This is a genomic window from Lentibacillus juripiscarius (assembly GCF_042685205.1).
In the GTDB taxonomy this organism is placed as follows: Bacteria; Bacillota; Bacilli; order Bacillales; family Amphibacillaceae; genus Lentibacillus; species Lentibacillus juripiscarius.
In genome coordinates this window covers 146,062-158,516 of sequence record NZ_JBHUNA010000009.1, presented here as the reverse complement: position 1 = coordinate 158,516, position 12,455 = coordinate 146,062, and the positions used below count along the sequence as shown (strand labels likewise).

Below are 12,455 nucleotides of genomic sequence, written 5' to 3'. Positions count from 1 at the left end.
TGTATGCATACGAATTGGAAAAAACGGTATAGTTTTCGTTTAACCAGTGATGATCAAGTAATATATGAATATCTAGAACAACTACCTGCCAATCAGCGAAGTGAAGGTATACGAAAGTTGTTAGGTATTGCAGTAAATGGTTCTCAACAAGGACTGGAGCAACAAGAAATGATTGATTCTCTTAAGAAAGATATAGAAATACTAAAAGAAAATCAGGTAGAGATGCTGCGAAAGCTGGATAATAATAATGGACAAGCAAGTAGTAAGGAAAGTACTTCCAATGAAGTAAATGAACAAACCATGCATGAAACTGCCAATGCATTTCTTTCTTCATTTGGTTTTCAGGAAGATGAATAAACGAATATCGATTATTCGTGAAAGAAAGGTTCAGTCAAAGCAAAACATATACTGTAAAGAAAAATAGGCATGAAGGACGTGCTCTGCGGCATCTGCAGGGTATTTTTTATGCCTTGAAAGGGGGAATGTGCAAAGGTTTAGCTTTAATTTTAGTTATTTCATAGAGAGGGAGGTGAACATATGATTCGTTTTTTTCTTGGACTGCTTTTAGGTATATTTTTATTCTTAGTTGTCGGAAGTATCATTTTGGAAGAATTTCCGGCTATTCAACCTTTATGGCAAGAGTTTAAAGATGCCATTGTACGTCTATACGATATGGCTTTAGTTCGGTATGGGGCCGTAACTACCTTTCTTATCATTATTGCCATTTTTATCGTATTTGGTTCCAGTAAAAAAATATAAGATAGCAAAAACAGAACAGGAGGGAGGACAAATGGTTGAAAAACATTCAAAAGAAAAAAGAGAATAAAGAAAACATCAAGGCATTAAAACGTTTTATGCAAAAAATGAAGGTGTTTTTTAGCACAAAACCTAAAAAGGAGAAACCAGCGCGTCCCAAAAGTTATCTTATGCGTAAGTTCGGTGCCATTACATTTTGGCTGTTATTTTCATTCATGTTTTTAGTTGTGTTTGTGAACATAACATCAAATATCAACTCTAGTGCTGAAGTGGAGCAAAGCCAGCCGAAACCAATGACAAATCCTGCGACAAAGCCGGAAGCCATTCAGTTTGCTAAAGATTTTACCAAAAATTATTTCACTTGGAAACGTGATAGTTGGAAAGCTCGTGAAAAACGGCTTTCCAACTTTTTAGCTAAAGGACTTGATAGTCAAGCAGGATTGGTTAGGGACAGCTTAAAGTGGGATGCATCTGTACAGCACGTTAGTCTGCAGAACGTAGAGAAAATAACAGAAGACAAAGCACATATTATTTTTGAAACAACGACAAAAATGAGCCGAGAGGTGCAGGTAAAAAACGGAAATAAGAAAGAAAAGGAAAAAACAAAAACGAAAACTGAAACCAAAGAGGTAGCCAAGTTCTTTGCTGTACCAATTACGTATAACGGAACATCTTATGGTGTTTATGATCTACCATTTATTACAAATATAGATACAACAACGACTGTAACCGAAGATGCTAATAACTATCGAAAGGATTTAAAGGCGGCAAAAGCTAGTAAAGAAGTGACCAATATTAAAAACTTTTTAGACACGTTCTTTGCTAGTTATGCCAAAGACTCAGAAGACCGGTTGAGTTATATTTTGACAGATGAGAAGCACCAAAACGGATTACAGGGAGCGTTAAATTTCGTGGAAGTAGGAAGTGCTGATGTATACCATGGGGAAAAACAATCGAAGTTTATTGTCATTGCTGATGTAACGATGGAGGACCCGAAAACAAGTATTCAATTTGATACCGTATACAGGTTAGTCGTCACCAAGGAGCAAGACCACTACGTTGTATCAAATCTGAAAGCCGATCAAGCAATTGAAAAGCTAGCAACTGAGTAAATAAAAAGACAACTTGAAAGTGGGTGATGGATGAATGAGTTTGGAACCATTGTTTAGTTGGTTTACCGAAGAAATACAATATGTGCTGTTTTTTATCATCATTGTTTTGTTAATGGTGGCTGTTTTTAAGCGTGCATGGTTGTTCGCAGTAGGCGTATTAATTGCTGGTTCAATTATTGGTATATTTGTGTTAAACCCTGACCTTATTTTGGGGTTATCTGAATGGTTTAACAAAAAGCTCAACATTGGGCAGTGAATTAGACATCAACTATTTCTTGAAGGAACAGCATTATGTTAGTGCTGTTCCTTATCTAATTAAAGGAGCATTATATGCAGGATGAACAAAAAAGGCGCATCCCATTATATGTATTAAATAACTTTTTAAAATTTGATCGTAAAATTTATCAGCTGTTCGGCCTGAAATTGGGCAGACCTATACCTTTTAAAGGGCTTCTTTATTTACTTGTATTTAGCATAGGGGAAGTTATTTGGCTAGCAACGCCGGTTTTAGGCCAATTAATTAGGTGGATTCCCGATGGTATTTTATTTCTTTTACCTATTACGATTGCTTGGTTATTAACAGATGTCGGAACAGAAGGACGATCACCAATATATTTCTTCCGTTCCTTTCTGTTATATCATGCACGGAAATTAAGCAGAAAGACATACGTACATGGACGAAAAATACCCAAAGAAAGAACGCATGTCTTCCATAGTCATTATACCTATGGTGTTAAGAAACATCATTTTAAACCTACAACCTATCGTTATAAAGGATTTGTGACTTATAAGTAAGAAAGGAGTTTTGGCATGCCGACAAATATATTAGAATTTCCCATTAGGCATATTGAAAATAATCTTGTTTTTGCACACGATAATACCGTATGGGCCTATTATCGAATTGAAGGATTCAGTTATGATTTCTTAGATTTTGATGATAAAGTAAAACCATTTCAACATCAGTTAAGTTATTTATCAAATAATGGGCACGACTTGCACTTTGTCATTGATCCGACGCCTAAAAATATTAGCGGTGTGGTGAATCAAACCATAAAGGAAATGGAGCGAATGGATTATTCTTTGAAAGAGAATGGAAAGCATTTTATGGAACAAGTCAATCAGCATTTGAACAAACAACGTTCTTTGAATGAGTCAGGCGAATATATCCATTACTTGGGTGTTCAATTAGACCCATCCAAAAATAGATATTTATCACCAAATATGGGGAACACATTGCTTTATCAGTTGAAGAATTTTTTGGATGGTCTGCGTTCACCAGTCTACCGGGCGGTTGGATTAAACCCTTATGATATTCCCTTAGAAGTGATAGAGGCGTATCAGAAACAGGCGGAAAGTTTAATAACAAATATGGCAAACGGTTTTTCCTCTATGATAAAATCAGTCACAACAGAAGAACTTATTTATTTGGCAGAAAAAACCTATTCAGTTTCTCCGACCAATCAAGATGTGACATATCGACAGGCGTTTGCATCAGGTGATAAAGTTGAGGGTGTAGATTCCAATAATATCCATCATGGAGCTATCCGTCCAAAAGAAAATGCCTTTATTGATCTGCAAAATGCGAATATTGATGAAGTGGGTCCAAAAACTTTGCTGCTGAGTAAAATACGCAATAATGAAATTGAAGAGCTGTATACTCAATATTTAGTCTGTAATGATATGAATGATGTCAGTAGTCACCCCGGTTTTGAATGGCTTTACCATGTGCAGTCTCGAATGCCTTTTCCGGTAACTATTTCTATACGAGCACATCACCAGCCCAATCGGTTAGTGCAAAAGAAATTGAGTAATGCACGATTAGAATACAAAGATCAAAGAAAAGAAGCTGCCAAAGGACAGGACAGCATCGATCAAAGCGTTGTTGAATCGGAACAGGGTGCTGTGCAAATGGAAAATTACTTTAAGCAGACAGGGCAGCCGGGATATAGTTGTTCATTTGTATTTAAAGTCGTTGCAAAAGACAAACGGACATTGCAAACACGGGTTGAGCAATTAACGGATGAATTATCCCGATTTGGCGTCAGTATTGTTTCTCCATATGGTGAACAACTCAATTTACTAATGGAAACCATACCAGGATCAAAACAATTTAATAATGATTTTCCTATGTATGTATCTCCAACGATTTTGGCAGGTATGATGTTTGGCGCTACAACGAATATCGGGGATAATCGTGGTTTTTATATCGGCTATACACGTCAATTTCAAAAGCCTGTTTTTATTAAACCGGACCTTGCCGCCAAAGCGTATGAAAATGTCAATAATGTGTTTGACTCTATCTCAGTCATGGTAGCAGGTATGACCGGAAAAGGAAAGTCCTTGTTTATGAATCTATTTGTTTATTTGGCTGCCCTGACTGGTTCCCAGGGGTTAATTATTGATCCAAAGGGCGACCGCAAAAATTGGACAAAGGGACTTCCCTATATTCCTGAAGAGTATATTTCTGTTTGGCAAATGGGGACAAATGCAAATGATGCTGGTTCATTGGACCCTTTTCGAACAAGTACAGATTTGGAAGAAGGTAAAGATATCTGCATGGATATTTTGACACACCTTACAAATGTAGATATTAATGATGATGCTTACGCTATTTTAAGTGAGGCAATAGAACATGTAGCGAAACAAGAAGACCCTTGTATAGGAGCGGTAATAACATATTTAGAAAATCTTTATAACGCGGCAAACCTCAATGCTGCACGTATTAACGCGATTGATAAATTGAAAGGTATGCTAGAAACATTGCGGCGCAACCAACTTGCTAAGTTACTCTTCGGGGAAGTAGGACAGCAATATAAAGTATTGCAACCTGATGTCCCGGTCCAGGTATTAATGGTGCAGAACCTTAATTTGCCAAGTAAAACAACGAAAAAATTGCGACCTCAACATAAAATATCTGAGGCAATTATGATTTCGCTTACAGCTTTTACGAAACAGTACATGTTTAATCAAGACCGTATGCGGCACAAATTCATCCTGCAGGATGAAGCTAGTTCTATTGAACAAAGTGCGGTCGGCTCCGAGTTGATGGACTTTATTGTGCGTATGGGGCGTTTTTACAATACAACGCTCATAAAAGGTTCGCAGAATGCCTCAGATCATGGGCAGGACGTAGCAAACATGGGAATGAAATTCAGTTTTGGTTTACGTAAAACAGAAGAAGCCCAGGAGATGTTAAATTATTTAAACTTGCCACAGACACAAGAAAATATTGATGTATTAAAAAACCTAGGTCGTGGTGATGCATTGTTCCAGGATATCTTTGGACGTTCAGCGGTTATTCATATTAATCCAGTGTTTCGGGATTTATTAGATGCATTCGATTCATCTACCGCAACTGAGGAAGAAAAACAAAGAGAGTTGATGCAGACTTCCTAAGGAATTGTCTATTCCAATACGGATGAGTTAGTGGAAGTAATAAACGAAAGAATGTACCATTTAACAGATTTCCAGCTTCAGTTATTACGATACAAAGGAGAGTAGGTCTAATGCAAAAGAAAACATTATTTATTTTATTGATGATTAGCATGTTCTTACTAATGGCTGCTTGTTCGTCTGATAATGAGGCTAGTACAGGTGAAAAAGAAGGGGATACAAAAAACGAGGAAAAGTCAGAACGTGAAAAGGTATTTGAAAAAACAGACAAATTAGCCAAAAAGTTTTACAAAGCTGGATTTGAATTAAATATTCCTGCTGCATACGAAATGTTGTCTCCTAAAGGTAAAAAAGAGCTGAAAAATCAACCGTATGTTACAGGCATTGTTACTGACAATGGTGATGATATTCATGGGAAAGAACTTATTAATAAGCAAGACTATAAAAAAATCAAAAATAAATATGCCGACCAATTTAAAGACTTTAAGAAATTGAATGATGAGTATGTAATACGTCGATATGGATATGTTTACGGTAAAGATTCAAAAGAAGTGATTTATTATGTGAAACCATGGAATAATTACAAATTTGAAGATGGTGATTCAAACTTTATTAGTTTAAAGCAAGATAAAGATGGTGAATGGAAAGTTAAAACTATGGAAGAGAGCATACCAGAAAAAGTGAAAAAGAAAGACTCAGGAACATTATTGCATAAATACAAGGAATCTGATGAAGAAACGGCAGGAGACGAATATGGTTTTGAAGATAAATGATTAAAATATAGGAAGGAGGAATGACCCTAAAATAATCCCTTACACGAGGGGTTATTTTTTATGGGTAATTTTATGAATGAAGCATGGAAACGAATAATTAAGTTGATTTCAATTTTTCTTATTTTAAACCTTGCAATGGGGGCAACCCAACCTGTTTTTGCCGAAAATAAAAATAAGAGTGAACATGAACAATTGGGTAATTTTAAAAGTAATGGAGAATCGTATTACCATTTAGATGCTGTACCTAAAGATTTTAATGAGAAAAAAAGCTTTGCAGATAAAGTAACTGATAAGTTTTGGTTCCTGGACATGAAAAATAAAGCAGGACAGAAAATGAATGAGTTTTTCAACTATCTTGTCAACATTGCTTTTGATATGAATATCTTAATGACCAATTTTATGATTTCTTCCTTGGATTTTGCTTACAGTTTTGACTTTATCAATTTAATTATTGAAAAATTGGACAGCATTATGCAGGAAATCACCGGTATTACTGGAATGGGTAACTTTTCATCAAATGGGATCTTTGGTAACCTAGCAAAATTCGTTGCCGTTTTTACAGTTATTTATGCTATATTTTTAATGGTTTGGAAGCGATCAATGTTTTCATCATTAGGAACTATTTTGCAAACAGTCCTAGCATTAACCATAGCATTATTGTTGTTTACGAACTACTCCACGTTCTTATCTGGGCTGAATCAAGTGACTACGGAAGCCAGTGCGTTGGTATTAGCGGGTAATTCAAATGAACAAAGCCAGAATGGTACTCAAGAGGTTGAAAATGCTAGGCCAACCAATCTTGATGAAGAAAGCCTAAAGTTAGAGATGAAAAACAATCTTTGGACGTTGTTTGTGGATCGCCCATTTATGTATATGATGTACGGTGAAACCAATCTAAATAATTTAGCAGATAGTAAGGATAAAGCAATTAATCGTGTAAACAATTTATTAAAAGCGAAGCCAAATTCTGAAGAACGGTACGATGCTATAGCAACGGAAACCAAAGATTGGAATAACAATAACTTATATTATGATAATATCAGCGAACGTTTATCTTTCACACCAATGTATCTAACAATAAATGGTATCACTTCATTACCTGTATATTTTTTGGCTTTGGCTTTGCTGCTGTTTCAATTCTGGTTTATGTTAATAGCGATTTTTGCTCCATTTGCCCTTTTATTTGGGGCAATGCCAGGACAATTCAATGTGGTTAAACGATACTTTATCGAGTTGGGATTGCCATTAGTATTAAAAATTGTAGTAGCATTTTCAGCACTGATTATATTCGCCATTTCAGAATTACTTTATCAGGCTGATTTTACGGCAAGCGAACAATCTGGTAATCCATTTATGGGGTATATAGCTGCAGCATTAATTCATTTTGTATTATTTATGCTGCTGTTCTTTTTACGTAAACGTATTAAAAACATTTTTGTTGCCGGATCTCAGGGAGTTCAAGAAATACGAGATGGAATGGGGGACTTCACTAATCCATTGAAAAAAGGAACGCAGGGATTAGCAGCAACTGGTGGTGCCGCAATTGGAGGTCTTACTACAGGTGGAGCGGGAGCATTGGCTGGAGCAAATATCGGGAGTTCTGTTGGGAAATTGGCCACAGGTGAAGGCAGTGTCGGAGATGTAGCCAAAAGTGGTATGCAGGCTAAACGCTCCAGCCAATTAACCTCACTACAAAGGAATGAATCTAATTCAGACGTTGCAATAACATCAGCCAGTGAATCAAACAGTGTAAGAACCCCTGATAAAGATGTACATTCTTCTACAGCGTCTGAGAAATCGGGGACTTCCAATACCGGTAATAATAAGGAGACGACGGAACAAGAAATTGGCCGTAGTGACCCAATGCCGAGTTTACAGCCTGATAATAATAATGTGAAAGCCAATAATAAGGGTACACAAGGAAAAAATGTAGAAGGTGATACGTTGGGAACTTTATCATCAGACACGGTCCAGTCGACTGCAGCTGGAAATAATGTTGGCCGATTAAATTTCGGACAATCACCTGAATCATCTGGTGGTGATACAACAGAAAATACTATAGCATCCCAAGGTACACTTGCTGAACATGCACTTGAAAAAGATGGGTCGAAACCTGAAGGGAAACCACCATCAGGAAGGCTACAATATGTTAAGTCGGTGAATGATGGTATGCAGGGCGCTCAGATGAATAAACGTGATGATTTGGCAGACCTAGCATCACTAGAAGACCATATTCCTCCGGCGGCAAATGAAAAACAGACGGAACAAAATGATTATGCGGAATTGGAGTAAACGGGGGGACCATGCAAATATGGGCGAAAAAGCCAAAAATATTATTGTTTACAGCGTAATGGTAATCATCATTACGCTGTTTTTAGTTTCTATCTTTGTCGGAAAAACAATGCCGGAAGATACATCGAATGACGTGTCAAAAGTAAATACTACTTCGAATCAACCAGTGCGTGCGTATAAAGGTCGAACGGAGGAAACGAAAGGGACAACAACAGACCCAAATGTAATTCAGGAAAATCATGAGCAACAAGAGATAGAAACGCCCGATCCAGATACATTGAAAGAGCCTAAGAGTTTTTATCGTAAGTACTTTTCGGATGAACAAATAAAGCAGTCTAAAAAGGTCGCTAAACAATTTGCAACGAATTATTATGCTTTTAATGGTGATAGGCCGACACAGCATATAAAAAATGCTCGGGCTTATATGACAGATAAGATGTATCAAAAACTTGTAGAAAAAACACCTAAACCAACTGCCACAATATATAAAAAACAAATAGTATCTGCAGAGGTTTATGAGCCTTATGAACCGAGTAAGGAATACTTTGTTTGGAAGGTTCGAATCACAGGTGATATTTACAATAGTAAAGGGAAGAAAACTAAACAGGAAATAGTCAATTACACCCTTAAAATGAAGCAGACAGAAGAAACATTCCAGGTCAGAAATTATATGTTGAATGTCTTACATCATTAAGGATTACCGGTACTTATGAGAGGAATCTTTAAACTAAGTATTGGTATTCTTGTTGGCTTAGTAATGTTCTTTTGTATTGTTTTGTTTGTGGGTGTATTACTTTTAGGTATGTTTTTTGGTGGTATAGGTTTCAATGATAAAAATGACCAGCTTACAGGAACACCTTCTAAAATGGCTGAAAAAGAAATACCGGAACAGTATATCCCTATGTATAAGAAGGCGGGGGAGAGATATGATGTGCCATGGTTATTACTTGCTGCCCTCCATCGTGTAGAAACCTTGTTTTCCACCATTGAGATGGAATCACCAGTCGGGGCAGAAGGACATCTTCAATTCATGCCATGTAGTTGGTTGGGCTGGGACTATCCCTTTTGTAAAGGCTTAGGTGGGACAGAAATTCCTAAAGACATCAAAACAGACCCGAAACAGATTGAAAAGTACGGTGGATTTGGTGTAGACGCTAATGGAAATGGCATTGCAAGCCCATGGGAAGAAAAAGATGCTATTTTTGCAGCTGCTAACCATTTGGAAGCTTATATAACGAAATCCAGTGATCTACGTAAAGCTATACGTGCTTATAATCATGCTGATTGGTATGTAGACGAGGTCATGCATTTTTATAATCTCTATAACGCTGGCTTTGTATCAAAAGAGGAAGCAACGGTGGAGATAAAAGGGGATCAGGCATGGGTTGTTCCTCATACAAAAAACCTAACATCAACCTATGGTTATCGTGTTATAGAAGGAGAAAGAGGTTTTCATGCAGGGATTGATATTGCTGGCGGCCAAGATCGTGGCAAACCTATCACGGCTTTTGCTGATGGTAAAGTTGTATATTCAGCGTTTAATAGGGGTGGATTTGGTAATTTGGTAATCATGCAGCATGAAAATGGATTGCAGACATATTATGCGCACATGATGAAAACGGGTGTTGAAGTGGGAGAGAAAATAAAAGCAGGCCAAATCATTGGACAAATGGGTACAACAGGTGATTCCACAGGCGTACATCTCCATTTTGAAATACATCAAAAGAAGGGTGATGGCACATTTGAATCGGTAGATCCCATGCCATATATAAACAAGTTTTTAGCCAACGAATGAAAGTTACGAATGTCAGACGGGATAATAGGCTTTGTATCCCTGATAAATCAATATTTCATTATAATACGTCAGACAGCTCCAATGTTGGTTGTCTGACGTTATTATGTAGGTGTAACCATTGGTATGGCAGGTGTTTGAATAAACAGTGTCGGACAGCCTATTTTTCGAATGGAAATCAAACATCATATGTCGGACGTTGGTCAGAGTGAGAGCTTAACAATAAAGGCTCCACAACGTCAGACAAAAAGAAAAGGAGAAGAAACATGCTGCAGACGCATTATATAAATATCCTAAAAAGTATAGAAATACTGAAAGAAGAAACGATGGTAAGATTAATGGAAATGCAAAACGATGAGCTCGAGGAAAGAAATTTACCGGAGAATCCACTAGCTGTAAGTAAGCCATGGGTTATTGATGGCTATCCGGTTTTTCAGTTTTCGTATGCCGGGATGTTGCCTTTCAACGTTGAGCATGATCGTGATTATTTTAGTACGCTTCAAAGCTATTACCAACATGTTACGTTTCAAGCCTATAATTATGCCAGTATTGACTGTCAATTCGGCAAATCCGCCTTGCTTATATTGCATTACTTTAAAGATAATGTTAGACGCGATCTTGATAATGGCAACAGTAAATGCATTATTGATGCCATCCGTTACACGCGGTTGATTGCAGATGATAGTTGGAAAGAGTTATCTCTTTTCCAACAGGGACATCCAGACACCCAAAACCATATTCAAACTTATTTAGTAGAAGAACAAAACCTGGTTTCTTTCTTAGGCTATTTACAGGAGCACCATAACGACTTAAAACATATACCGGAAGTTAGTAACCTGGATTGGTATAAGGATAAATTTAATCAAAAGGAGCAATCAATTGCAAGAGAATACGAGGAAAATATTTTTTGGTAGCTGAATTAATATTCTACCTGTCCAGAAAACGTTATACACGGGTAGAACATAATCGATTTGGAACTATCCCTGATATTCTACCCAAATGGAAATTGGATATTCTACCTATTTGAAAAGATAGACTCCTTGATTGGAGACAACTTGCGGTGTAACTGAACGAACAGTAGTAAAAAACCAAAGGGAGAATAGTTTTGTTGAGCCATTTCGGAAGTACTGGAGAACTGGGGAGACAAAACATCCCCGGCCCACGAACAACAAAGGCGGGTGATAAATTGGGAAAAACAAACAAAAAACAGGTCATCAAACGACTGCAGCCATTGGACGTCAATATACTCAAAACCTTGTACGACTACCGCATACTCAGCACCCAGCAGATACAGCAGCACCATGACCTAACATGGCGCTATGCTTATAAAAAAATAAGCATTCTGCGCAATACCGGCTACATCATCAGTAAGCCAACCAAGGGCTACAATGCCAAACAAGCGAGACAGGGGAATCACCACCGCATCAGCGAGACTGGCATAGCCTGCTTGCGAAAGCAGGGTTATCCTGTTGAGCGTCGGGCCGATGACTTACGTGTCCGTACGTATCATGTTCCGTACCTGCTCACAACCAATGAAATATTTCTGCGATTACAACAAGCAGGATGGACGATTCAGGACAGCCGGCATGTGAAGCGTACCTTTAATTTGAATCGCGCTGATAATGTACAGGGTATCGCCACAAGCCCAAGGGGAGCAGCGTATGTAGTCTATACATTTTTGCATGGTATTTCTGCCAAAAACCTAGCCAAAACCGTACGGGAAATGGAAATGCATCGCACCGATGAACGCACGCAATCTGGCGAACGCTATTTCGAGAACTATGCTCTCTTTGCCAAAGGCCAGGACAGCTTTATTCGGGTCATTGATCGTCTCATGGATAGTCGGGCCATGCTACAGTGCAACAGCATCAAAGTGTTTCCACTGGGATTCGGCAAAAGTTATGTAGCTGAATTTGCGGATGACCAAGCAAGCTTACATCAATACTTAGTGCAAAATAAGAACCTGACATTTAAAGCATCAGTAAGGGAAGGCAATCACCCTAAAGGCTTTCACCATATCGTCCAGCACAATGGAGAAGAAAAATATTTTATCAACCTGCTGGACACCGATATAGTGAAAATCAACTATATATTGGCCTATCGTAAAGACCGTTATATACGTAATGGACGGAAGGTGCTTGTGCTGACACACGCGGGCTTGCACCCCATCCATGAACGGTTACTAAAACATATACACCATGTAGAATTTTTACCAATAGATCAGGATTTTCTAAACAAGCAAATGAAAAAGTAGGACTAAGCACAATAATTGTAAAATGAATGAAAAAATACTACTTTTTTTCAAAAAAATATGCTAACCTATTAAATGTAAACTTA

General features: G+C 37.6%; 12 protein-coding genes. All 12 read left to right on the top strand.

From position 1 onward, the window contains the following. Window positions 1–3 precede the first annotated feature (3 nt). Window positions 4–357, top strand: a complete 354-nt coding sequence (locus ACFSUO_RS05750; RefSeq protein WP_382391970.1) for a hypothetical protein — start codon at window positions 4–6, stop codon at window positions 355–357. A 180-nt stretch (window positions 358–537) separates the two neighbouring features. Then, on the top strand, window positions 538–759 hold the full coding sequence (locus ACFSUO_RS05745) for a hypothetical protein (protein ID WP_138600728.1): 222 nt from the start codon (window positions 538–540) through the stop codon (window positions 757–759). Between the two features lie 35 nt (window positions 760–794). Further along, window positions 795–1,868, top strand: coding sequence for a conjugal transfer protein (locus ACFSUO_RS05740; protein ID WP_382391968.1), 1,074 nt, complete (start codon window positions 795–797; stop codon window positions 1,866–1,868). A 34-nt stretch (window positions 1,869–1,902) separates the two neighbouring features. Then, the gene (locus tag ACFSUO_RS05735; protein WP_382391966.1) at window positions 1,903–2,124 is read left to right on the top strand and encodes a TcpD family membrane protein; all 222 of its coding nucleotides are present in this window, start codon (window positions 1,903–1,905) and stop codon (window positions 2,122–2,124) included. A gap of 74 nt (window positions 2,125–2,198) precedes the next feature. After that, complete coding sequence (locus ACFSUO_RS05730; RefSeq protein WP_382391964.1) at window positions 2,199–2,663, top strand: TcpE family conjugal transfer membrane protein; 465 nt, start codon at window positions 2,199–2,201, stop codon at window positions 2,661–2,663. A gap of 15 nt (window positions 2,664–2,678) precedes the next feature. Continuing rightward, entirely contained in the window at window positions 2,679–5,264 is a 2,586-nt protein-coding gene (locus ACFSUO_RS05725) for an ATP-binding protein (RefSeq protein WP_382391962.1), read from the top strand. A gap of 110 nt (window positions 5,265–5,374) precedes the next feature. Next, on the top strand, window positions 5,375–6,034 hold the full coding sequence (locus ACFSUO_RS05720; RefSeq protein WP_382391960.1) for a hypothetical protein: 660 nt from the start codon (window positions 5,375–5,377) through the stop codon (window positions 6,032–6,034). 60 nt (window positions 6,035–6,094) lie between these two features. Next, the gene (locus tag ACFSUO_RS05715; RefSeq protein WP_382391958.1) at window positions 6,095–8,326 is read left to right on the top strand and encodes a CD3337/EF1877 family mobilome membrane protein; all 2,232 of its coding nucleotides are present in this window, start codon (window positions 6,095–6,097) and stop codon (window positions 8,324–8,326) included. A gap of 19 nt (window positions 8,327–8,345) precedes the next feature. Beyond that, entirely contained in the window at window positions 8,346–9,020 is a 675-nt protein-coding gene (locus tag ACFSUO_RS05710; protein ID WP_382391956.1) for a hypothetical protein, read from the top strand. Window positions 9,021–9,035: 15 nt separating this feature from the next. Further along, complete coding sequence (locus tag ACFSUO_RS05705) at window positions 9,036–10,121, top strand: peptidoglycan DD-metalloendopeptidase family protein (protein WP_382391954.1); 1,086 nt, start codon at window positions 9,036–9,038, stop codon at window positions 10,119–10,121. Between the two features lie 263 nt (window positions 10,122–10,384). Beyond that, window positions 10,385–11,032: a hypothetical protein gene (locus ACFSUO_RS05700; protein ID WP_382391952.1), complete on the top strand. Its 648-nt coding sequence runs from the start codon at window positions 10,385–10,387 to the stop codon at window positions 11,030–11,032. Between the two features lie 272 nt (window positions 11,033–11,304). Further along, window positions 11,305–12,372, top strand: coding sequence for a replication-relaxation family protein (locus ACFSUO_RS05695; RefSeq protein WP_382391950.1), 1,068 nt, complete (start codon window positions 11,305–11,307; stop codon window positions 12,370–12,372). Window positions 12,373–12,455: the final 83 nt, after the last annotated feature.